The organism is Salinicola sp. MIT1003 (assembly GCF_001858555.1).
In the GTDB taxonomy this organism is placed as follows: Bacteria; Pseudomonadota; Gammaproteobacteria; order Pseudomonadales; family Halomonadaceae; genus Salinicola; species Salinicola salarius.
Window position 1 is genome coordinate 26,163 of record NZ_MCAP01000033.1, and the last position, 21,103, is coordinate 47,265.

The window sequence follows — 21,103 nt, forward strand, 5'->3', positions numbered from 1 at the left end:
GCATCTATGGCTACTAATACGATGGCAAGGCTCTTGGCATGAGATCGATCAACCGTGACTTCTTCGTCTCGCTATTGCTGTCGCGGTTGGCGGATCAGATGCTGCTGTTCCTGGTGCCGCTGGTGATTTACCAGCTCACCGGGAGCGTCGCCTGGTCCGGCCTGGCGTTCTTCTTCGAGACCCTGCCGCGGTTTCTGGCCTTTCCATTGTGCGGTCAGCTCTGCGATCGTCATCGCAACGATCAATTGCTACGGCTGAGCCAGCGCTGGCGAATGGCAACTTGCGCCGTCGCGATTCTGGGGTATCTGGTGGCGCCCCATGTCGCCTGGTTGATCGGTCTTTCTGCGCTGGTCGGCGTGCTATCCACTCAAGGCGTGATGGCGCGTGAGGTTTTGCTGGTGCAGGCCTTCGGCTCGGTGCGCTACGAGCGGCTTGTCTCCCATGCCCAGCTGTTCGATCAGGTGGGCACGGTACTGGGTCCGGTGGTCGCGGCGGCCCTGCTGGCCCAGCTCGAATGGCAAACGGTGGTTGTAGTCATTGCGCTCGGGTTCCTGCTGAGCGATCTCGCCGTGTGGCGCTGGCAACGTCTGGCTAGGCCCGAGCTTCCGGTGCCACGATCGGATTCGGCCAACGGATATCGGGCACTATTGATTGCTGGTCGCCACCTGTGCGTGAATTCGGCTTTGCCGGCATCGATCGGGTTGGCGATGGCCGTCAACCTGTTGCTGGGGACGTTGCTGGCAACGGCGCCGGCAGTGGTCACCGGCGTTCAGGGGCATGGTGAAATCTACTACGGCGTGTTGTAGGCCGGCGGCGCGCTGGCTACTGTCCTGGTGCTACTGTTCACCGCAAGATCGCTGATTCCGGCAGATCGGCTGGGACTGGCGGCGTATGCGGCCATGGCGCTGGGCGGGCTGATGGTGAGCATGACCGCCACGTCTTGGCTCTATGCGCTGGGGTTTCTGCTGGTGGTTGGCTTCGACAAGACGTTCAGCGTGTCGATTCGCAGCCTGCGCCGTCGGGTCATCCCGCCGGAGGACTTCGGCAAGACGACCGGGCTGGTGGTGATGCTCAACAATCTCACTCAACCGCTGGGTGGGCTCGTCGTCAGTGCGACGGCGGGGTGGCACGCGACCGGTTCGATATTGTTGGGCGTCGCGCTCCTCATGCTCGTTTCCGGGGCGCTCATTCTGATCCGATACCGCGTTCACGTGCTGCCATCGCTGACGTAGCACTAGGGCCGGGAATCAAGGGAAGTGACGCTTCAGCGAATCAGCCAGCTCAGGATCAGCAGCCCCAGCAGCAGCCAGACGATGCCGCCGACGATGCCGCCGCGAACCAGCGAACGGATGCCGCTGATCAACAGCAGCACGCCTACCACCAGTGCCGCGATGCTGAAGATCGAATCGCTGATGCCGAGCGAGCCGGTCAGGCCGTCGACGAAGCCGTCGATCGCCTGCCAAAGATTGCCGAATATGGCGTGCAGGCCGTTGACCAAGGCGCGAATGACGTTGCCGATCGCTTCGCCGAGCCAGTTGAAGAATCCATCCATGTCGAGCAGGTTCCTTGGGGCATAGTGGTTTGGAGAGCCGGTTAGTGGCTCGGGTTCAAGGTCAGTCAGCGTGCTGCTGATCGCGCAGCCATTGGATCTCTTCGGCCCAGATCTCGGGCTCGACGGTTTCCAGAATCAGCGGGATGCCATCGGTACGGCTGTCGCGCATCAGCGCGGTGAAGGCGGGTAGGCCGATGTTGCCCTTGCCCAGGCTGTGGTGACGGTCGACACGACTGGCGAACTCGCTCTTGGCATCGTTGAGATGCATGCCGCGTAGATAGCGAATACCCACCACGCGCTCGAAATCGTCGAGCATGGCGACGGCTTCCGCTTCGGTGCGCAGGTCGTAGCCGGCGGCGAAGGCGTGGCAGGTGTCGATGCAGGCGCCGACGCGATCCTTGTCGTCGACCTGTTCGATGATCTCGGCCAGCTGCTCGAAGCGAAAGCCGAGGTTGGAGCCCTGACCGGCGGTATTCTCGATCACGGCGACGACGGATCGGGTCGCGGCATGGGCCTCGTTGATCGACTCGGCGATCCTTGCGAGGCAGTCGCGCTCGCTGATCTTCTTGAGGTGGCTGCCGGGGTGGAAGTTCAGCAGTTCCAGCCCCAGCTGTTCGCAGCGCTGGCATTCGTCGAGGAACGCCGCGCGGGACTTTTCTAGCCCCTCTTTCTTGGGATGGCCGAGATTGATTAGGTAGCTGTCGTGGGGAAGGATCTGGGCCGGGCCGAAACCCTGTGCGCGGCAGGCCGCCTTGAACGCCTCGATCGTGGTCTCCTCCAGCGGCTTGGCCTTCCACTGGCGCTGATTCTTGGTGAACAGCGCGAAGGCATTGGCGCCGATCTCGGTGGCGCGGCTCACGGCCTGATCGACGCCGCCCGCGGCACTGACATGGGCTCCGATGTATTTCATACGATGATCCGATCCTGGGGGATGAGCGCTCGCAGTTTAACAGCCGCCTCGTGGCGGCGTCCCGCGCCAGAGCCGAGGCAAGGAGGAACGGCTTCGGCCGTTCGCTCCAGGAGGGATGATTCGTAAGATCTAGAGAGGGAGGTCATTCGCGAGGGAACGAGACCCCGTCGTTGATCGAGCGCAGGCGGTTCATGGCGTCTTCCCGTGGAAAGGGGGCTTCGCGCGGGGGATCGTAAACCTCGCCATTGGTGCCCTGAACGATCAGGTCGATGGCATAGCAGGCGCCATCCACCACGGCGCGATAACCCTCCACGTTTTGGAAATGACTCATGCCGGCATCGTCGAGGGTGAACCCGGTAAACGTCTGGCCGGCGATCTCGGCTTTCGAGGCCATGGGCTGCGCATTGGCGGGCAGGGTCAGACACCCTTCGACGGCAGCCGGATCGCGACTTGCGCCAAGCCGCCATAGTGCGGTGGTGACGTCGTCGGATTCGGGGAGTTGCAACGTGATCAGGCGCTCGCCGGCCGTGCCGTCAGCCAGTTGCCAATCGCCATTGTCAAAGTAGCTGGAGGCCTGGCCGTCGAGAGCGATCAGCGATGCATCATAGTGAAGCATCAGCGGATAACCCGAGGCGTGAAACGTCTGCTCGTCGATGCTGGCAACGGTGGGCGAGGCATCGTGCTGCTGGCAGGCGCTGAGGGTGACCGGTATGCAGAGCGTGAGTGCGGTCGCGAGGGGGAGTCTGGACATCATGCTCTCCTGCAGGGAATTCGACGATTCAGCGTAGACGACCCGAAGGGGCATCAGTGGCGCGTTCTTCGCCTGTTCACGGTCCTCGTCAGGGAAACTTTCGTGGCGAGTGCCGTGGCGTTAAAGTTGACGAACGAGCTGGCCGATAGCCTGATGGATGGACCGAAGATCGCAAGACCAATAAACGCACGACCTGCTTTCGGAACAAGGAGATTGCGATGGATACCTCAGTCAATGCCGCCGTGGGCGCCGCCCTGGCACTGCAGAACTTCAATCAGAGCCAGGAGGCGCAGGGTAGCCTGCTGAAGCAGTCCCTGGATGGGCAAGCCGCTCATATCCAGCAGTTGATGTCCTCCGTGTCGCCTTCGCCGGAGCTTGCGGTTTCCGGCACGCTGGGAACCCAGATCAACGCCTACGCGTGACGATGGGCCGCAACAAGATGGGCCGCAACAAGATGGGCCGCAACAAGAAATGGCATGCAACGAACGCGCTCCTTGGAGCGCGTTTTTTGACCCGACATTACCGGGCGTTCGGGGCGATCGTGGTGAATGCCGGCTTCAATACCCCAGGCTCGACTTCGGCTTGGGCGTGTTCGGTTTGTAGCGAGAGATCGTCTCGACGGCCGCCTGACGCAGCAGGCTGATATCGATGCCCACGGCGATGAAATCGAACCCCCACTCGGCATAACGCTTGGCATCCGCCTCGGCGGGGGCGAGGATGCCGGCCGCCTTGCCTGCAGCCTTGGTCACGTCCAGCGTGTGGCGAATCATGGCTTGTACGTCCGGGTGATTGGGGTTGCCGGCATGGCCGACGCCGGTAGAGAGATCCACCGGACCCACGAAGATGGCGTCGACACCCTCGGTGGCCGCGATCGCTTCGGCGTTGTCGACGCCAGCGCGGGATTCCACCTGTACCACGAGACAGAGCTCTTCATGGGCGCGGGCCAAATAGTCTTCCACGCTATCCCAGCGAGTGGCTCGGGTCAGGCCGCCGCCGACGCCTCGGAATCCGTGGGGCGGGTAGCGGGTCGCTGCTACCAGCCTGGCCGCCTGTTCGGCAGTATCGACCATCGGGATCATCAGCGTCTGGGCGCCGATATCGAGCAACTGCTTGATGAGCGCCGGGTCGTGATTGACGGTACGGACGACCGGCGCACTGGCGTAAGGCGCCACGGCCTGCAGTTGTGCCAGAACGGAAGGCACGGTGTTGGGAGCATGCTCGCCATCGATCAGCAACCAGTCGAAACCGGTCGTGGCCAGAATCTCGGTGGCGTAGCCGGTGCCGAACCCGGCCCAGCAGCCATAACGCGGGTTGCCGTCGAGCGAGCGTTTGAAGGGGTTCTGTGGGAGTTGCATGGCTGTGGCTTCCTTATACGTCGCCTAGAGGAAAATATGGCCGCCGTGGGAAAGACAGCCCGGGCGGAATGAAACGAGCCGGGGCAATCACTGCTCCGGCCCGATCGGGATCAACGCTTGTCGCAGGGTTGGCGACCTAGTTCGTCAGGCCCATCTCGCCCATGATCTCGCCGAACTTTTCGTCATCCTCGGCCATTAGCTTGGCGAACTCATCGGCATCTCGCCACACTACGCCGTAGCCTTGCTTGGCCATGAAGTTTTGGTAGGCCTCGCTGTCGTAGGCTTTCTTGAGGGCAGCTTCCAGCGTTGCCACGACATCCTCGTCCATCCCTCTGGGGCCGACGATGCCACGCCACGCCCCCAGCGTGAAGTCGCTGCCGATCTGCTCGTTGAAGGTTGGAATGTCAGGAAAACCTTCGAGTCTTTCCGGCGTCATGACGCCGAGACTCTTGAGCTCTCCTGCGTCGATCATCGATCTCGCCTCGGGGACGGAGGAAGCCACCAGGTCGATGCTGTTGGAAGCCAGCTCGGTCATGGCCGGCGCCGAGCCCTGGCTGGGAACCCAGGTGATCTTGCCGGCGGGAATGTCCTGGTCCATCAGAAAACCGTTGAGCGCGACATGCCAGATGCCGCCGAGGCCGGTGCCGGATGCGGTATAGGTGCCTTGGGGCTCGTTCTTGACCTGGGTCACGAAGTCTTCAAGGTTCTTGAAAGGGGAGTCGTCGGCGACCGAGAGGCTGGCGGAGTCGAAATTGATCTGGGCGATCGGGGTGAAGTCCTGGTAGGTGAGGTCGGTCAGCCCTTGCCAGTGCATCATGGCGACTTCGACGGTGGCCAGGCCCAGGGTGTAACCGTCGGGCTTGGCGTTGGCGATCGCGGTATGGCCGACGACACCGCTCCCGCCGGTACGATTCTGGACGTTGATCGTCTGACCCAGCTGTTCCTCGAGCGAAGAGGCGATGATGCGGGCCGTGGCATCGGTACCACCGCCGGCTGCCCAGGGCACGATCAAGGTGATCGGCTTTTCGGGGTAGTCGGCCAGCGCCAGCGGCGAAGCCAGAACGGCGGCAGACAGCAACAGACTCAGGCGACGGGGAGCCGTTGATCGTTTCATGTGGACCTCGCTTGGCGTACTTGTTATTTCCAAGATGAACTTTGCATGCAAAGTCTTAGCAAGGTGCTGTCTTCGCTACAATTGCGCAATCGTCTAATGGCGTGGCGATGAGTTTCTCAGGCCGTGGCGATGAATGCCTCAGGTCGTGGCGACGAGGTCGGTGGGGACGGGGCGATTCTCGAACACGCGACGCAGCACGAAGCTGGTATGCGCGCCGGTGACACCCTCGATGCGGTTGATGACGTGCAGGAGAAGATGCTGGTAGTCGTCCATGTCGCGAACCAGGATCTTGAGCTGAAAATCCGCCGCCTGGCCGGTGATGATCAGGCACTCGATGACGTTGGGCACGTCCCGAATGTGGCGCTCGAAATTGTCGAAGCGCTCCGGGGTGTGAAGGTCCATCGAGATATGCAGCAGCGCCATGAGCTGGTAACCCAGAGGGCGCGCATCGATATCGGCACGGTATCTCACGATCAGGCCGCTCTCTTCCAGCGCTCTGACGCGCCTGAGACAGGGTGAGGGCGACAGGCCGATACGGTCGGCCAGTTCCTGATTGCTGATCCGCCCTTCTTGCTGCAGGACTTCGAGTATGCGCCGATCATATCGGTCCAGCGCAAGAGGAGTGGACTGGTCCATGATAGTTTCTGCCTCTGTTTACGTTTTTACGGCAATATCGTGCCAATATACTTCGTTTTCTGCTTTCATTCGCAATAAACTGTCGCGGAAAACGTTTTACACTGTTGCTGTCGTCAGATTCCGCCGCCACAAGCTGCGGATGCGTCCGCATGGCACATCCCGCCATGCGGCACGATGACCGGGCCGCCATCAGCGGTCGGAACGCGCCGAATTCTTCACCTTCAGGAATTTCACCATGTCTGCTTTCGATCATCGCGCCTTTGATCATAGAAAATATCGCCCTGCGCCTCGTGTGCCCGCCTTCGATCGCCAATGGCCGGATCGTGATCTCGATCACGCGCCGATCTGGGTGAGCGAGGATCTTCGCGATGGCAACCAGGCGCTACTGGAGCCGATGAGCGTCGAGCAGAAGAAGCGCTTCTGGCACCAGATCGTCAAGGTGGGCATCAAGGAGGTGATGGTCGGGTTCCCGTCGGCGAGCCAGCCGGACTATGATTTCGTGCGCTGGTTGATCGAGGAAGAGCAGATCCCTGACGACGTGACCATCGCCGTGCTGGTGCAGTGCCGCGAACATCTGATCGAGAAGACCTTCGAGTCACTCGTCGGCGCCAAGCGGGCCATCGTGCACCTCTACAACTCCACCTCGACCGTCCAGCGCGAGCGGGTGTTCGAGATGGACCGCGATGGCATCGTCGACATTGCGGTCCAGGGTGCAACCTGGGTCAAGACCTATTCTGAGCGCTATCCGGAAGTGGAATGGCGATTCGAATATACCCCCGAGAGTTTCTCCAGCACGGAGATCGATTTCTCGCTGCGGATCTGTGAAGCGGTCATGGATGTGTGGCAGCCCACCCCGGACAACAAGTGCATCCTCAATCTGCCGACCACGGTCGAGGTGGCGGGTCCGCACCACCATGCCGATCAGATCGAGTACTTCTGCCAGCACATCAAGAACCGCGACAGCGTGATCATCTCCGTTCACACGCACAATGATCGTGGCGGCGCGGTCGCCTCCGCGGAGCTGGCGCTGCTGGCCGGCGCCGAGCGTGTCGAAGGTACGCTGCTGGGCAATGGCGAGCGCACCGGCAACATGGACATCGTCACGCTGGCAATGAACCTCTACAGCCAGGGCATCGATCCGGAACTCGATCTGTCGCGGCCGGACGAGATCATCGAGGTGGTCAACGAATGCACCAACATTCCGATCCATCCCCGTCATCCGTGGGTCGGCGAAATGGTCTACACCGCCTTCTCGGGCAGCCACCAGGATGCGATCCGCAAGTCGCTCAAGAAACAGCAGCCGGACGAGCCGTGGCAGGTCGCCTATCTGCCGATCGATCCGCGCGACATCGGCCGCGACTATCAGGCGGTGATCCGCGTCAACAGTCAGTCCGGCAAGGGCGGCATGGCGTTTCTGCTCGAGCGCGATTACGGCATCAGCCTGCCGCGCTGGATGATGCTGGCGCTGGCACCCCATGTGCAGCAGGAGAGCGAGAAGCGGGCCAGCGAGCTGTCCAGCGAGGTGGTCCGCCAGGTGATGTTCGATCGCTTCACCAGCGAGACGCCGCTGTCGCTGGCGGACTATCGGCTGTCGAAGGGCCAGGACGAAGGCATCGATGTTACCCTGTGGCAGGGCGCCGAGACGCTCCGTCTTTCGGGCAAGGGTAACGGCGCCATGTCTTCCTTCACCGATGCGTGGCAAAAGCATTCCGGTGTCAGCGTCGGGATCATCGACTATGCGGAACATTCGTTGGGCGGCGACAGCGAGGCCAATGCCATCGCCTTCGTCCAGCTCAATGTCGACGGGCAGCGTGTCTGCGCCGTGGCGGAGGACAGCGATACCGTCAGTGCCTCGCTCAAGGCCGTGATCGCCGGGATCAATCTGGCGGCCAGGGAGGCCGAGTCGAACAAGGCTGACGAGATGGAGCGGGAAGTCTAGACGTTCTCGATGACTGTCCGACAAGCGGACGGGGCGCCTTATCGGCGCCCCGTTTCGTTGAGGCCTGTTTCGTTGAATCCCGTTTCATTGGAGCCAGTTCGCAGGAGTGATGAGCCTCAACGATAACTGACGGGCAACAGGTACCGAAGGTCGTTGGTCAAGGGTAGCGAGAAGCTCGTTGCGCCGAGAATGGTCCGGTTGGCGATCTTCACCAGACGCACGTTGATGAACACCTGGTTCTGGGCCTGGGCGTAGGTGCCGACCAGTACGGCGTCCGCGTTGTAATCCTGTCCCAGACGCTGAACGTTGCGCGAGAGGATCAGCTCGCCCGTGTTTTCCTCGATGTACAGGCTGTCGCGTAGCTTCACCTCGACCACGTTGAGCCCGGCCTGCACCATTCGGGAAGTGAAGGCCTCGCTCAGCGTGCGGCCAAGCGTCGAGGACTGTCCGAGCTGGTCCACGTTGACGAGCGTCGTGGCGATGATCGGTTGCTGGGTGTCGATGCGGTCTCGAGCGCTGGCGATCAGCTCGCCGGCTGCATCGTCTATGCGTTCCAGCGTGGTGGCTTCTCGAGGAGACGCGGTGGTATCCAGCAGCGAGCAACTCGCCAGCAGCAGCGGCATCAGCAGCAGCGCCACCAGGTTTGCGGTCTTTTTCAAAGTCATGTCTGCGCTTTCTATCCGTTTACCAGTCTGAAGATACCGCCAGGCGGCCCCGTTCTCGGTCGTACTGACCGCTGTCGCCGCCGCTGATGTAGTAGAGGTTCGACGAGGAGTACACCAGCGTGTCGTATTCGTCGGCGGATACCGTGATGATGACTTCGTGGTTCGTCTCCGAGGTCCAGCTGCCGCTGAAGACATCGGCGACCGCCGCCGCGGGAATCAGCCCCAGCGCCGGTTCGGCCCAGTGATTGTAGGGAATGGTGGCGACGGCAATGCCGGCCGCCAGTGCGGTCAGCGCACCTTGAGGCGCGCGTATGGCCGTACGGTCGCGGTGGCGGATCACTTGGACATCGAAGTCGATCTCGACGGCGGCCTCCGGCCGGGTCTTCACGATGGCGCCGCGGCTGACCAGTTCGCTGGTCAGCAGGGCGCGGAAGCCCTCCGCGAACGCGGTCGTCGGCATTTCGGGAGCGATGTAGAGAGCTTTCTGTCTGAGCCTTCGGTCCGAAAGAATCGCGCTGGCTTCATGCTCGGCGAGCACTTCCCAATGGTGAGCCGCCTGCATGCGCTGCTGCTCGCTGATGGGATAAGTGGTGGCGATGGGGGCTTGCGACGTGTTGACGCCGAAGCAGCCGGAGAGCGTCGCCGCACCCAACACGACCGCCCAGGTCTTGAATGACATGGAGATAAGGTTCCCGTTCGATAATCTTGTCTCGATGCGGACTCGAGAGTGTATTACCAGTATCGGCGAGCTGCCGGGATGACTTGAGGAGGGAGGCCTGGCGGCTGGCAGCGGGCGCCGCTGTGACGCCCGATGGTGGCTCAGTTGTCGCTATCGCTGCGGATCTGGGCGTGACTGATCAGGGCGAAGATGAAGGTGCCGCCGACGACATTGCCGAGCAGGGTGGGCAGGCCGAATCGGAACAGGTATTCGGTCCATGCGGCGTGACCGGAGAAGACCAGGTACATCACCTCGGTCGAACCGACGATGATATGGGTGAATTCGCCGATCGCGACGAGGTAGGTCACGATCAGAATGACCCAGATCTTGGCGCTGCCCGCGCTCGGCAACAGCCATACCATGGTCGCGATCATCCAGCCGGCGACGATGCCCTTGGCGAACATCTGCATCGGGGTGTTCACGAGGATGTGTTCCCCCAGCGCCAGAAAGGCTTCGTGAGTCTGGGTCGAGAAGATCGGCAGGGCCAGAATCGCCCAGGCCGAGACGGCCACGCCGACCAGATTGCCGACCAGCACCACGCCCCAGAGGCGAAGCAGACACAGAAATTTGCCGAACCGGGGCTGGCTCATCACGGGTAGCACTGCGGTGACGGTGTTCTCGGTGAAGAGCTGCTGTCGAGCCATGATCACGACCAGGAACCCTACCGTGTAGCCCAGCGATTCCACCAGGAATCCGACGTCGTTGTCCGGGAGATGCGCATGCAGCAGGCCTTTCGCCAGCATCGAAAAACTCATCGAGAGGCCAGCGGCGATGGCGGACCATAGCAGCGCTGACATCGTACGGCTCAGCTCCTTTTCGCCCTCCTCGCGGATGAACTCATGGACGGCAGCGGCTTTTGAAGGCAGCTCTTCCCCGTTGAGATGAAGGTCGTGTTCCTCATCGCCTTCCGCGACACGGCTGGGTGGCGTGAGATCGTGATGTTTGGTCAAGCGTGCGTTCCTCTCGGTAGCGGGAAAAGACGCGCTGGACAGGCAAAACTGCCCTCAGGTTTCCCTGCGACAGCTGGTGGCAAGCGCTATGCTGAAACGATAGTCGTAAACGAACCAGGGAGATAGCCAGGGATGTCGCCGGAATCGTGGACGATGCTGACTCATTTGGGAATAGCCTGGTTGGCCGGAAGTCTGATCGGCCTGGAACGAACTTTTCATGGGCGTCCGGCGGGATTTCGCACGCATGCGCTGGTCTGTGTCTCTTCGGCGCTGTTGATGATGGTCACGATGTATCAGTGGCAGTGGCTGGGCACGGAGGTGCCGGAAGCCACGATCCGTACGGATCCCACGCGAATGGCTCAGGGCATCATGACGGGGATCGGCTTTCTGGGTGCCGGGGTGATTTTCAAGGAAGGCCTGACGGTTCGAGGGCTGACCACGGCCGCCTCGATCTGGATAACCTCGGCGCTGGGCATACTGTACGGTATCGGATTTCTGTTCCCGGCGGTATTGGCAACCGTCGTCACCTTGTTGACGCTCTCGCTGTTTCGCGTGGTTGAAGGGCGCATGCCGAGCCGGGTTTTCGCGCGTTGCATCCTGCGCTTCGATAGCCAGGCCGTGATGGCCGAAGCGCAGATCCATGATTTGATGGCTTCGCATCGGTTTCGGGTGGAGAGCTTGAGCTATCGCACACGCGACGAAGGCCGTCAGTTCGAATACCGCATGATATTGCGAACTCACGATCGCAAGTACATTCCGCCGCTGGCCGCCGATCTGCGTGACGACGCTCGCCTGCTGGAGTTTCAACTTTCCCCTACGGGTGATTGATGCGGGAATGGTTGTCATTCCCTTGCCAGCCGATAGAGTAGGCGCTCTTGAAATGGCGGCGAGGCAGTGATGCAGGTACGTGAGGGACGTCCAGCTTTCTGGTTATTGATGGGCGCAGTCATGCTGTCGCCCCTGGCGATCGATATCTATCTGCCGGCGCTGACGGCCATGGCCGATGTGTTCGAACGCCCATACGCTGCGCTGCAATTGACCATCACCCTGTTCCTGATGAGTGTTGGCGTGGGTCAGGTTCTGGTCGGGCCGTTGACCGATCGCTTCGGTCGCCGTCCGGTGCTGTTGGGCGGTGTTGCGATCTATATGCTGGCCGCCGTCATCGGCATGACGGCTGTCTCGCTCGAGATGCTCTACGTGTCGCGTATTCTCCAAGGCCTGGGGGCCTGCGCATCCGTGACCGTCGCCTTCGCCGCTGTTCGCGACAGCTACACGCCGACCCAGGGCGCCAAGCTCTACAGTTATCTCAATGGCTCGCTGACGCTGGTGCCGTCATTGGCCCCGGTATTGGGCGGGGCGCTGACCGTGGCGCTGGGGTGGCGCAGCAATTTCGCCTTCATGACCGCATTCGCGGGCATGCTGTGGCTGAGCGCGTATTGGCGTTTCGGCGAGACACGGCCAGCGGAGACGCCGATCGAAAAGCGGCTCTATCGTTGGTCCCGTTATCGTCCGGTGCTTTTCCACCGGCGGTTTCTCTACTACGCCATGCTCGTCAGCACGATGATGGCGGCCATTCTCGTCTATGTATCGGCGGCTCCGGTGGTCATGATGGATCGCCTAGGCCAGCCGGAGTGGATCTTCAGCCTGTGGTTCGGGGGCAACGCCCTGGTCAGCACAGTAGCCTTCTTCATCGTGCCGAGACTGATGGCACGGTGGGGGAGACGGTCGACCGTGCAGCGGGGGCTGCTCGTCGTCATTGGCGGGGGCTTCTTGATCGCCTGCCTCTACTGGGCCGTGCCGGTATCGGTAATCACCTTCATGGGGCCGGTGGCGATGCTCTCGATCGGTTTCTCGATGGTGCTGGGGTCGGCTGCGAGCCTGGCACTGGAGCCGTTCCCGGAGCGCGCGGGAACCGCGGCGGCCTTGCTGGGCGCGATTCAACTGGGCGGCGGCGCCACGCTGGCGACCCTGCTGTTGATGACGCCGCTGGCACCGCAGTCGTCGCTGGCACTGATCTGCTGTGGCGGCGGGCTCGTGATGTGGGCCTTGGCAAGACGACAGGCCGAGCGCTCTGATTCCGGCGAATGATCGTGGTGGTGGAGCGATTTCCCGAGACCGTTGTCACAGCCATGCCGTCTCGTGTTCAGCTCGCCCGGTTCGTGTGCGTTGCGATGGCCTGGAAGGTTGCGGTATCGAGTCGTTTGCTCCGGGCGGCTGCATTGCGTGAGGTTCATCGCGTTCGATATCGCGCTGGCATGAACAGGCTAGAATGAAAGAGATGGCGGGAGATTTCGGCACGACGACGGTGATGGTTCGGCTTCAGGAAAGGAAAAGATGGGTATGGCCACTCATGGCAAGGAAAGCACATGGTTGATTCTCAACGGTAAATCTGCCCAGCAGCCAGAGATTCGCGAAGCGGTCGAGCATCTGCGCCGCCAAGGTCACGATCTGCAGGTGCGGGTGACTTGGGAGGGCGGTGATGGCGTCTGGCTGGTGGATAGCGCGGTGGCCGGCGGGGCGACGCGAATCGTCGCTGGCGGGGGAGACGGGTCTATCAACGAGATCGTTGCCGGCCTGATGCAACAGTCACCCGAGCGGCGCCCGGCGCTGGGGATTCTGCCTCTGGGGAGCGCCAACGACTTCGCGCATGGCTTGAACCTGCCGATGGCTCCACTGGCGGCGCTGGAGCTGGCGCTGACCGGCTCCGTTCGTCAGGTGGATGTCGGCAAGCTGGACGACGAGGCGTTTATCAACGTGGCGTCCGGCGGCTTCGGTGCCGAGATCACTACCTCGACGCCGGTCGGGCTGAAGCGTCTGTTGGGTGGCGGTGCGTATTCGCTCATGGGCATGTTGAAAGCCTGGAATTACCAACCCTTCGAAGGGCATATACGCTGGCCGGAGGGGGAAGCACGGGTCCCGCTATTCATGCTGGCGATCGGCAACGGCTGCCAGGCAGGCGGCGGCCAACGGCTGGCGCCCTCTGCCAAGCTGGACGACGGGCTGTTCGAGCTGCTTTTCGTACGCCACTTCAATTCGTTGGGCGAACTGAAGCGAATCATCGACGAGCTCGAAAACCTGCCCCGGGATGGAGAGTTCGTGCGCTATCTGCGCGTGCCCTGGGTCGAGTTCGACAGCGACGGCGCCTTTCCCCTCAATCTCGATGGTGAACCGCGCCGCTATGAGCATTTTCGTGCCACGCTGGATCGTGAAGCGCTACCGTTGGTCGTACCGGAAAATTGCCCTCTGCTGCGTCCGGGCGAGTAGCTCGACAGCTCTTCATGATCGACCCGCGAGCCCTCATGCATCGACCCGAAAAAGGAGTGATCACATGGACAACTTCATGCAGGAAGCCATTGAACAGGCCAGGCTCAGCCTCGACAACGGCGGCGTTCCCATCGGTTCCGTTCTGGTTCACCGGGGGTCGATCATCGGCCGTGGCCATAACCAGCGCCAGCAGAAGGGGAGCGCAATCCTGCACGGGGAGATGGATGCGCTGGAAGATGCGGGGCGTCTGCCTGCCTCGGTCTACCGCGACTCGGTGCTCTACACCACGCTATCACCCTGTTCGATGTGCAGCGGGGCCATCCTGCTCTACGGCATACCCAGGGTCGTCATCGGGGAGAATCGCACCTTTCTCGGAGAAGAGGCGTTGCTGCGCGAGCGCGGGGTCGATGTCGAGGTTCTCGACGATCCGGCCTGCCGCGAATTGATGACGCAGTTCATCGCAGCCTATCCGGAAGTGTGGAACGAGGATATCGGAGAGCCCTGAGCGGCTCGGATCATCGGCAGGTGACATGAAAAAGCCCACCTGACGGTGGGCTTTGCTCAAGGCGGTGAGACTTCAGGATCGAAAATCCCGGAATCTGGAACCCTTGACTGGGATTAGCCAGATACCTTGATGTTGGCGGCCTGAAGGCCTTTCTTGCCCTGAGTAACGTCGAAGGTAACCTTCTGGCCGTCCTGCAGAGTTTTAAAGCCGTCTGCCTGAATTTCGGAGAAGTGTGCGAACAGATCATCGCCGCCGTCATCGGGAGAGATGAATCCGTAGCCTTTCGTGTCGTTGAACCATTTGACAGTGCCAGTTGCCATTGTCGATATCCTTAACTTGCATAGTGATGTAGCCGAGCGTCCCGGGGGATGCCCGAAATGCGTGGTCAGACTAGGGGGGAATGCGCACTAGGAGTTCGACGAGATCGACTAACAACTGACGCCATTCTGCCTGCAAACCTACGCAACGGATGTTGCATCGGCGGATATACCGGGTCAAGCAACAGCAGCTTGACTTTGGTAGAACCGTTTCCCATGCCCCGCTTACGAACCATAGATGGAAATTTCATGCACGTCTATAACCTGCCAGACCCTTTTTTTCGGGTTGATCGCGTCACACGGTATGGTTTTATTAACGCTTTTTAAGAAGATTGATATAACACCGTAACCTCGCCGGGAGTCGAAGACGCAGCGTGCAGCGAGGCTATTTATCGTGAACATGTATCGCAGTAGGGTCCTCGGGTAAGCTGTCACTCGCCTTTTCAGGTTGCTGCGGCAGTCGCGCCTAGGGCCAGTGACCATTCATCATCGAGTCAGGAGCAATGTGCGTGGCACAACGTGAAATCAGTTTCAATGACACTCACAGCAAGGCCATCGGTTATTTGCTGTGGATTTTCGGGTTCACCGGAGCGCACCGCTTCTACTATGGTAAGCCCGTCACCGGGACTTTGTGGTTTCTTACCTTCGGGCTGTTCGGGATCGGTTGGTTGATCGACCTGTTTTTGATCCCGGGCATGGATCGCCAGGCCGATCTGCGATTCCGGGCCGGGCCGACCAGCTATACGCTGGCCTGGATCCTGCTGACGTTCCTGGGGGTGTTCGGTATCCATCGGATGTACATGGGGAAATGGATCACGGGTTTGATCTATCTGCTCACGGGTGGTCTGTTCCTGGTCGGGGTACTCTACGACTTCTGGACGCTCAATGACCAGATTTCTCTGAAACACGCGCGCCGCGGGCTGTAATCCGCTCCCGGTCGACTCGTTCCAGGCGCTCGACGCCAGGGAACCCTTTTCGACGTCACAGGGAGGTGACGCATGTCGGAGCGACTTCAGCTTACCGATATTCTCGAAACGCTCGACCGTCAGGTCGAGGATGACAAGATCACGCTGCAGGACATCGTCGATACCTTCAATTCCCGGGGCTTTGGGCCGGTGGTATTGCTGCCGGCGCTGATTGCACTGTTGCCGACCGGCGGTGTCCCGGGCGTGCCCAGCGCCTGCGGCATCTTCATCGCCTTGATGGCGATTCAGCTGGTATTCGGCCGCAGGAGCCCATGGCTACCGAAGGTGTTGAGTCGGCGCGGCGTCAGCCACGAGCGCTGGCATCGGGTGACCCAGCGCGTCAAGCCTTGGACCCGGAAGATCGATCGATTCCTCGAGCCTCGGTTGCGCTGGTTGATGGGGGATGTCACCCAGCGCCTGCTGGCGCTGCTGATGGTCGTGCTCGGGCTGGGGATGATTCCGCTGGAGCTGCTGCCATTCGCCGCGGCCATACCGGCGCTGGCGATCGTCGTCATGGCCTTGGGGCTCACGGCCGGCGATGGGGTAATGATGCTGATCGGCCTTGGCGTTACTCTGGCAGGCGGCGTCGGCATCGGCTTCTGGATGTTGTAATCGACCACGGCGAATCAGCCGCGACGAATCAATCACGAATCAACCGCACGCCAACGGAAAGCCCCGACGATCCATTGGACCGTCGGGGGCTTTGCCGTGGAAGAGCGGCGCGAAAATTCGCCGCTGCGATGCCGTATCAGTTGCTTGCGATCAGGGTCGGGTCGTAGTCGCCCTGGCGCTCGGCCTGGGACAGCATGGCGACGCCGCGGGTGTCGCCTTGCTTGGCCAGGCTCTCGAAGATGACCCGGTAGGCCAGTACGGCCTGCACGTAGTCACGCGTTTCACGGAACGGAATGCTTTCGACGAATCGATCGAATTCGCGCGGGGCGGTGGCAAGCCAGCGGTCCACGCGATGGGGGCCGGCATTGTAGGCCGCCGTCGCCGCGATACGATTGCCGCGGTAGCGCTCCAGCATCGAGCGAATGTAGGTGCTGCCGAGCTGGATGTTCACCTGTGGCTCGAACAGCTCCGCAGTACTGGGTGCGCTGATGCCGAGTTCTCGGGCGACATGATCGGCCGTCCCCGGCATCAGTTGCATCAGCCCGCGGGCCCCGACCGGTGAAGCGGCACGGGGGTTGAAAGCGCTCTCGCGTCGCGCGATACCCATCAGAAGGTAGGGGTCGACCTGATTGACCTCGGCCCATTTCAGGAACGAATCGCGGTACGCTGCCGGAAACCGCCAGGGCAACGCGTCCCACTGCTTGGCGGCGATCGTGGTCTGGATCGCCATGCCGTACCAGCCCTGGCGAATGGCGTAGTCGGCCAGCGCTGCGGCCTGGTCCGGCGTATCGCGGGCGGCGGCCGTGAACCACTCGCTGCGCGCGAGACCTTCCTCGCCGATTCGCATCAATGCCTCGGTACGCTGTACGACGGGCAGCATGCCCGTCAGCTCCTGCTGCAGCGTCGAGACACGGGTGTCCGCCATCTCCAGTTGATAGGGCTGGCCGAGACGATCGGCGGCGGCAAAGCCGAAGAAGCTGCGATTCTGCGCGGCCATTCGGTAGGCCTGGCGTGCCTTGGCATCGTCGCCCAGGGCTTCGCTGGCGCGCCCGAGCCAGTACTGCCAGTGGGCTTCCGCGCGCACCTCCGGGGGAAGCGCCTCGCTCCAGCGCGCGACGTTGGCCCAGTTGCCCTCGGTCACCGCATTGCGGATACGCAGCTCGATGAGATCGGCATCCGCGAGACGCGGTAGCGTGGTATCGACCCAACCCTGGTTGTTATCGACATTGCGAACCATCGAGTAGAACGCCAGGTCATGCTCGACCTGATGGCGCCGGTCCTCGCCGATCGATACATGGGGAGAGATCTTGCGCCAGGCTTCCAGGGCGGCCTCGGTATCCGCGCGGATCAGACCATGCATGGCGGCAGCGATCAGCGCGCCACTGGCCTGGCCGTCGGGACCGAGATCCAGCGGGACCCGGGTGACGGCGGCGTAATTGCCGCGGACCGTGTCGAAGCTGTCGATGGCCCGCTGCCAGGTGTCGTCCAGGCCTCGCTCGAGATAGGTGACCAGCCCGTCCTGGCCGTTTTCCCAGGCCAGCATCATGCGCTCCCAGGTGTCCTCGTCGGTCAGCACGCCGCGCTCCTCGAGCGTCGCGAACAGCGGATCGCAGGCTTCGGGTTGCGAGGTGCCGACGTGCCACAGTGCCTCGCCGCCCGCCGCGGCCCTGGCCGGCTCCCGGTCGAGCAGGGCAGTGTAGTAGTAGCACTGCCGGATGGTACTGGAAGGCTCGCCGTCGCTGATCGCCAGGAGGTCGTCATAACGCCCCAACTCGCCGAATCGCGTCTGCGCGGCGCCGCGCATCCAATCGGACAGCGGGGAGTCGCCGTAGCGGGTGATGAAATCGTTCACCTCCGCGGCCGAAGCCGTGGCAAGCCGGGAGCGAAGGCGGTGGTATTCCACGTAGCCAGCCAGGACGTGGCCCTCGATGGCGGCCTGATCGATATCGTTCCAGCGACGATCGCGGGCGGCGTCCAGCGCTTGCTTCATGACCTGGTCGGCCTGGGTCGTGGTGACTGGTGTCGTCACTGCGGCTTGCGCGGTCGCGCTCAATCCGATGGCGCCGATGAGGCACCAGCGTAACCAACGTCTGCGGGTAGGCAATGCGGGCATTGGATCTCTCTCTTTCTCGAAGGGCCGTTCTTCAACGCCCACGCTTGAAGCGATCCTGCGCTTTTCGGAACTGCTTGCAGCAGATCATTTCGAAAGACCGCGGCAGCGCTGCGTTCTCGGCGAGATACGCGTGTCACTTCGCCGATTCATGGCCCCATCGTCGCTGATGGCGGCCCGCTTGGGTAGTCCCGTTTCGCAACGGCATGGTGCCTTCCGGTGACGCCATGGCCTCGTGCGGCGGGAAGGACATTGAATCCTGGCCCGATCGTGACCATCTAAGGGGCTAGTCCAATCTTTAGTCGGCGTCGATCGAGCCTGCTTCGCCCCAACGTCACTACCGGAGATTCCACCATGAATCCTTGGCGTTTTCTGACCCAGCTGTCTCGTCTCAAGCAGCGCGGCGGCGCACTGGCCCGCATCGGCCGCGCGTTTCGGGTTTTCGGCCCCATGACGCTGGATGTCTTGCGCGGGCGTTACCGGCCGATTCCGTGGGCGGCCTTCGGCTGGATGGCGCTGGCACTGGTGTACCTGGTGTCGCCGCTGGATCTGATTCCCGATTTTCTGATGATCCTCGGGCTCGTCGATGACGTCTTCATCGTGGGCTGGCTGCTGACCCGGGTCGACCGAGCGATGGGCGACTACCGGCGCTGGAAGGGCATCGACGACGAGGAAGTCATCGCCGAGTGACGGCTCGGCTTGAAATGGGGCTGGCGAGCCCCATATCGCTGAACACCGTGATTTCATTAGTATTATTTCGTAACCGCCTCGAGAGGCCCGTCAATGACCACTGCGACTCAAGAAGAAACGCTCGGCTTCCAGACGGAAGTCAAACAGCTTCTCCATCTGATGATTCACTCCCTGTACTCCAACCGGGAGATTTTCCTGCGTGAGCTGATCTCCAACGCTGCTGACGCCTGCGACAAGCTGCGCTACGAGGCGTTGGACAACGACGCTCTCTACGCAGGCGACGCCGAGTTGCGCATCGAGATCGAGCACGATGCCGACGCCGGCACCGTGACCGTGCGCGACACCGGTATCGGCATGAACCGTGACGAGGTGATCCAGAACCTGGGCACCATCGCCAAGAGTGGTACCGCCGACTTCCTCAAGCAGCTTTCCGGCGAAAAGCAGAAGGATGCCAAGCTCATCGGCCAGTTCGGCGTGGGCTTCTACTCCGGCTTCATCGTTGCCGACGAAATGGTGGTTCGCACGCGCCGTGCCGACAGCGACCAGGGCGTCGAGTGGCGCTCCAGGGGTGAAGGCGAGTTCACCATCGCCGAGATCGATCGCCCCGAACGCGGCACCGAGATCGTGCTGCACCTGAAGCAGGACGCCAAGGAGTTCGCCGACGACTTCCGCCTCAAGAATCTGGTGCGCAAGTACTCCGACCATATCGACGTGCCGGTGCGCATGCCCAAGGTCGAGAAGGCTCGCGACGAAGAGGGCAAGGAGATCGAAGGCAGCGAGACCGTCAGTTGGGAGACCGTCAACGAGGCGACCGCGCTGTGGGTGCGTCCCAAGGCGGAGATCGATGATGACGAGTACAAGGCGTTCTACAAGCACATCGCGCACGATTTCAGCGATCCGCTGACCTGGAGCCACAACAAGGTCGAAGGCAAGCTCGAGTACACCAGCCTGCTCTACGTTCCCGAGCGCGCGCCGTTCGATCTCTACCAGCGTGACGGGGTGCGCGGGCTCAAGCTGTACGTTCAGCGAGTCTTCATCATGGACGACGCCGAAGCGTTCCTGCCGCTCTACCTGCGCTTCGTCAAGGGAGTGCTGGATTCTCGCGACCTGCCGCTCAACGTTTCCCGCGAGCTGCTGCAGAAGTCGCCGCAGGTCGACTCCATGAAGGCGGCGTTGACCAAGCGCGCGCTGGACATGCTGAAGAAGCTGTCCAAGGACAAGGAAGCCTACCAGACCTTCTGGAACACCTTCGGCGACGTCCTGAAGGAAGGTCCGGCGGAGGATTACGCCAACCGCGACAAGATCTCCGGCCTGCTGCGCTTCTCCACCACGCATACCGACAGCGCGACGCAGGACCAGTCGCTGTCGGATTACGTCGAGCGGATGAAGGAAGGCCAGCAGAAGATCTATTACATCGTCGCGGATGGCTTCAAGGCCGCCAGCCATAGCCCGCATCTGGAGATCTTCCGCAAGAAGGGCATCGAAGTCCTGCTGCTGCACGATCGCATCGATGAGTGGCTGATGAGCCATCTCACCGAGTTCGACGGCAAGTCCTTCGCCGACGTCGCCAAGGGCAACCTGGAGCTCGACGACATGGCCGACGAGGCCGAGAAGCAGGCGCAGGAAGAGACCGCCAAGGCCAAGGAGGATCTGGTCAAGCGAGTACAGCAGGCGCTCGGCGACAATGTTCAGGAAGTGAGGGTTACGCATCGCCTGACCGATTCCCCGGCCTGCGTGGTGCTGCCGGAGCACGAAATGGGCTTCCAGATGCGTCGCATGATGGAAGCGGCCGGACAGCCGTTGCCGGAGGTGAAGCCGATCCTGGAACTCAACCCCGATCACGCGCTGGTATCGCGTCTCGAAAGCACCGAAGGGGGCAACTTCGACGATCTGGCGCATATCCTACTGGATCAGGCAGTCATCGCCGAGGGCGGGCATCTCGACGACCCGGCGGCCTACGTCAAGCGCCTCAATACGCTGCTAAGTGCTTGATCGCCATCGATCATCGCGCGCTCAAGCGTGTCATGGCCGGCCCTTGTGGCCGGCCATT

Annotated in this window: 23 protein-coding genes; 12 read left to right on the forward strand and 11 right to left on the reverse strand. The window is 61.8% G+C overall.

What is annotated here, in order from left to right:
* The first annotated feature begins 38 nt into the window (after nt 1-38).
* Both BC443_RS18300 and BC443_RS18305 read left to right on the forward strand, forming a co-directional pair.
* Nucleotides 39-806: an MFS transporter gene (locus tag BC443_RS18300; RefSeq protein WP_083387374.1), complete on the forward strand. Its 768-nt coding sequence runs from the start codon at nt 39-41 to the stop codon at nt 804-806.
* 27 nt (nt 807-833) lie between these two features.
* Nucleotides 834-1,232, forward strand: coding sequence for a hypothetical protein (locus tag BC443_RS18305; protein WP_083387375.1), 399 nt, complete (start codon nt 834-836; stop codon nt 1,230-1,232).
* A gap of 32 nt (nt 1,233-1,264) precedes the next feature.
* On the opposite strand, the gene BC443_RS12115 is transcribed toward BC443_RS18305, so the two are convergent.
* From BC443_RS12115 to BC443_RS12125, 3 genes are all read right to left on the reverse strand, one after another.
* Nucleotides 1,265-1,552: a hypothetical protein gene (locus BC443_RS12115; protein ID WP_071232097.1), complete on the reverse strand. Its 288-nt coding sequence runs from the start codon at nt 1,550-1,552 to the stop codon at nt 1,265-1,267.
* 61 nt (nt 1,553-1,613) lie between these two features.
* Nucleotides 1,614-2,462, reverse strand: a complete 849-nt coding sequence (gene nfo / locus BC443_RS12120) for a deoxyribonuclease IV (RefSeq protein WP_071232098.1) — start codon at nt 2,460-2,462, stop codon at nt 1,614-1,616.
* 142 nt (nt 2,463-2,604) lie between these two features.
* Nucleotides 2,605-3,213, reverse strand: a complete 609-nt coding sequence (locus tag BC443_RS12125; protein WP_071232099.1) for a hypothetical protein — start codon at nt 3,211-3,213, stop codon at nt 2,605-2,607.
* Nucleotides 3,214-3,431: 218 nt separating this feature from the next.
* On the opposite strand from BC443_RS12125, the gene BC443_RS12130 reads away from it, so the two are divergent.
* Nucleotides 3,432-3,635 (forward strand): putative motility protein, encoded by a 204-nt coding sequence (locus BC443_RS12130; protein WP_071232100.1) that lies wholly within the window; start codon nt 3,432-3,434, stop codon nt 3,633-3,635.
* Nucleotides 3,636-3,770: 135 nt separating this feature from the next.
* Here the strand turns inward: BC443_RS12130 and BC443_RS12135 are convergent, their stop codons facing one another.
* The 3 genes from BC443_RS12135 to BC443_RS12145 form a co-directional block, all read right to left on the reverse strand.
* A complete protein-coding gene (locus BC443_RS12135; protein WP_071232101.1) occupies nt 3,771-4,568 on the reverse strand; it encodes an HpcH/HpaI aldolase/citrate lyase family protein in 798 nt (265 codons plus the stop codon).
* 136 nt (nt 4,569-4,704) lie between these two features.
* A complete protein-coding gene (locus tag BC443_RS12140) occupies nt 4,705-5,682 on the reverse strand; it encodes a tripartite tricarboxylate transporter substrate binding protein (protein ID WP_071232102.1) in 978 nt (325 codons plus the stop codon).
* A 138-nt stretch (nt 5,683-5,820) separates the two neighbouring features.
* On the reverse strand, nt 5,821-6,318 hold the full coding sequence (locus BC443_RS12145) for an Lrp/AsnC family transcriptional regulator (RefSeq protein ID WP_071232103.1): 498 nt from the start codon (nt 6,316-6,318) through the stop codon (nt 5,821-5,823).
* A gap of 235 nt (nt 6,319-6,553) precedes the next feature.
* On the opposite strand from BC443_RS12145, the gene BC443_RS12150 reads away from it, so the two are divergent.
* Entirely contained in the window at nt 6,554-8,257 is a 1,704-nt protein-coding gene (locus tag BC443_RS12150; protein WP_071232104.1) for a 2-isopropylmalate synthase, read from the forward strand.
* Nucleotides 8,258-8,373: 116 nt separating this feature from the next.
* Here BC443_RS12150 and BC443_RS12155 read toward each other — a convergent pair whose 3' ends face one another.
* The 3 genes from BC443_RS12155 to BC443_RS12165 all read right to left on the reverse strand — a co-directional run bounded on the left by BC443_RS12155 (nt 8,374) and on the right by BC443_RS12165 (nt 10,590).
* A complete protein-coding gene (locus BC443_RS12155) occupies nt 8,374-8,922 on the reverse strand; it encodes a FlgO family outer membrane protein (RefSeq protein WP_071232105.1) in 549 nt (182 codons plus the stop codon).
* A gap of 19 nt (nt 8,923-8,941) precedes the next feature.
* Entirely contained in the window at nt 8,942-9,601 is a 660-nt protein-coding gene (locus tag BC443_RS12160) for a hypothetical protein (protein WP_071232106.1), read from the reverse strand.
* A 140-nt stretch (nt 9,602-9,741) separates the two neighbouring features.
* Nucleotides 9,742-10,590, reverse strand: coding sequence for a formate/nitrite transporter family protein (locus BC443_RS12165; protein WP_071232107.1), 849 nt, complete (start codon nt 10,588-10,590; stop codon nt 9,742-9,744).
* Between the two features lie 153 nt (nt 10,591-10,743).
* Here BC443_RS12165 and BC443_RS12170 point away from each other — a divergent pair, with 153 nt between their 5' ends.
* The 4 genes from BC443_RS12170 (at nt 10,744) to BC443_RS12185 (ending at nt 14,359) form a co-directional block, all read left to right on the forward strand.
* Entirely contained in the window at nt 10,744-11,418 is a 675-nt protein-coding gene (locus BC443_RS12170; RefSeq protein WP_247643280.1) for an MgtC/SapB family protein, read from the forward strand.
* A 69-nt stretch (nt 11,419-11,487) separates the two neighbouring features.
* Entirely contained in the window at nt 11,488-12,678 is a 1,191-nt protein-coding gene (locus BC443_RS12175; RefSeq protein WP_071232109.1) for a multidrug effflux MFS transporter, read from the forward strand.
* A gap of 246 nt (nt 12,679-12,924) precedes the next feature.
* A complete protein-coding gene (gene yegS / locus BC443_RS12180; RefSeq protein ID WP_244179892.1) occupies nt 12,925-13,854 on the forward strand; it encodes a lipid kinase YegS in 930 nt (309 codons plus the stop codon).
* A 64-nt stretch (nt 13,855-13,918) separates the two neighbouring features.
* Nucleotides 13,919-14,359: a nucleoside deaminase gene (locus BC443_RS12185; protein ID WP_071232111.1), complete on the forward strand. Its 441-nt coding sequence runs from the start codon at nt 13,919-13,921 to the stop codon at nt 14,357-14,359.
* 113 nt (nt 14,360-14,472) lie between these two features.
* On the opposite strand, the gene BC443_RS12190 is transcribed toward BC443_RS12185, so the two are convergent.
* Entirely contained in the window at nt 14,473-14,679 is a 207-nt protein-coding gene (locus BC443_RS12190) for a cold-shock protein (protein ID WP_071232112.1), read from the reverse strand.
* Nucleotides 14,680-15,185: 506 nt separating this feature from the next.
* On the opposite strand from BC443_RS12190, the gene BC443_RS12195 reads away from it, so the two are divergent.
* On the forward strand, nt 15,186-15,602 hold the full coding sequence (locus BC443_RS12195; protein ID WP_244179893.1) for a TM2 domain-containing protein: 417 nt from the start codon (nt 15,186-15,188) through the stop codon (nt 15,600-15,602).
* A 72-nt stretch (nt 15,603-15,674) separates the two neighbouring features.
* Nucleotides 15,675-16,253: an exopolysaccharide biosynthesis protein gene (locus BC443_RS12200; RefSeq protein WP_071232114.1), complete on the forward strand. Its 579-nt coding sequence runs from the start codon at nt 15,675-15,677 to the stop codon at nt 16,251-16,253.
* Between the two features lie 136 nt (nt 16,254-16,389).
* Here the strand turns inward: BC443_RS12200 and BC443_RS12205 are convergent, their stop codons facing one another.
* A complete protein-coding gene (locus BC443_RS12205; protein WP_083387377.1) occupies nt 16,390-18,366 on the reverse strand; it encodes a transglycosylase SLT domain-containing protein in 1,977 nt (658 codons plus the stop codon).
* Between the two features lie 351 nt (nt 18,367-18,717).
* Between BC443_RS12205 and BC443_RS12210 the strand changes: the two genes are divergently transcribed.
* Nucleotides 18,718-19,053, forward strand: a complete 336-nt coding sequence (locus tag BC443_RS12210; protein WP_071232115.1) for a DUF1232 domain-containing protein — start codon at nt 18,718-18,720, stop codon at nt 19,051-19,053.
* A 93-nt stretch (nt 19,054-19,146) separates the two neighbouring features.
* Entirely contained in the window at nt 19,147-21,045 is a 1,899-nt protein-coding gene (gene htpG / locus BC443_RS12215; protein ID WP_071232116.1) for a molecular chaperone HtpG, read from the forward strand.
* Nucleotides 21,046-21,103: the final 58 nt, after the last annotated feature.

Excerpts from the sequence above, each read along its gene's own strand:
- BC443_RS18300 (WP_083387374.1), top strand. The coding sequence starts at position 39 with ATGAGATCGATCAACCGTGACTTCTTCGTCTCGCTATTGCTGTCGCGG.
- BC443_RS12115 (WP_071232097.1), bottom strand. The coding sequence starts at position 1,552 with ATGGATGGATTCTTCAACTGGCTCGGCGAAGCGATCGGCAACGTCATT.
- nfo (WP_071232098.1), bottom strand. The coding sequence starts at position 2,462 with ATGAAATACATCGGAGCCCATGTCAGTGCCGCGGGCGGCGTCGATCAG.
- BC443_RS12125 (WP_071232099.1), bottom strand. The coding sequence starts at position 3,213 with ATGTCCAGACTCCCCCTCGCGACCGCACTCACGCTCTGCATACCGGTC.
- BC443_RS12130 (WP_071232100.1), top strand. The coding sequence starts at position 3,432 with ATGGATACCTCAGTCAATGCCGCCGTGGGCGCCGCCCTGGCACTGCAG.
- BC443_RS12135 (WP_071232101.1), bottom strand. The coding sequence starts at position 4,568 with ATGCAACTCCCACAGAACCCCTTCAAACGCTCGCTCGACGGCAACCCG.
- BC443_RS12140 (WP_071232102.1), bottom strand. The coding sequence starts at position 5,682 with ATGAAACGATCAACGGCTCCCCGTCGCCTGAGTCTGTTGCTGTCTGCC.
- BC443_RS12145 (WP_071232103.1), bottom strand. The coding sequence starts at position 6,318 with ATGGACCAGTCCACTCCTCTTGCGCTGGACCGATATGATCGGCGCATA.
- BC443_RS12150 (WP_071232104.1), top strand. The coding sequence starts at position 6,554 with ATGTCTGCTTTCGATCATCGCGCCTTTGATCATAGAAAATATCGCCCT.
- BC443_RS12155 (WP_071232105.1), bottom strand. The coding sequence starts at position 8,922 with ATGACTTTGAAAAAGACCGCAAACCTGGTGGCGCTGCTGCTGATGCCG.
- BC443_RS12160 (WP_071232106.1), bottom strand. The coding sequence starts at position 9,601 with ATGTCATTCAAGACCTGGGCGGTCGTGTTGGGTGCGGCGACGCTCTCC.
- BC443_RS12170 (WP_247643280.1), top strand. The coding sequence starts at position 10,744 with ATGCTGACTCATTTGGGAATAGCCTGGTTGGCCGGAAGTCTGATCGGC.
- BC443_RS12175 (WP_071232109.1), top strand. The coding sequence starts at position 11,488 with ATGCAGGTACGTGAGGGACGTCCAGCTTTCTGGTTATTGATGGGCGCA.
- yegS (WP_244179892.1), top strand. The coding sequence starts at position 12,925 with ATGGGTATGGCCACTCATGGCAAGGAAAGCACATGGTTGATTCTCAAC.
- BC443_RS12185 (WP_071232111.1), top strand. The coding sequence starts at position 13,919 with ATGGACAACTTCATGCAGGAAGCCATTGAACAGGCCAGGCTCAGCCTC.
- BC443_RS12190 (WP_071232112.1), bottom strand. The coding sequence starts at position 14,679 with ATGGCAACTGGCACTGTCAAATGGTTCAACGACACGAAAGGCTACGGA.
- BC443_RS12200 (WP_071232114.1), top strand. The coding sequence starts at position 15,675 with ATGTCGGAGCGACTTCAGCTTACCGATATTCTCGAAACGCTCGACCGT.
- BC443_RS12205 (WP_083387377.1), bottom strand. The coding sequence starts at position 18,366 with ATGCCCGCATTGCCTACCCGCAGACGTTGGTTACGCTGGTGCCTCATC.
- BC443_RS12210 (WP_071232115.1), top strand. The coding sequence starts at position 18,718 with ATGAATCCTTGGCGTTTTCTGACCCAGCTGTCTCGTCTCAAGCAGCGC.
- htpG (WP_071232116.1), top strand. The coding sequence starts at position 19,147 with ATGACCACTGCGACTCAAGAAGAAACGCTCGGCTTCCAGACGGAAGTC.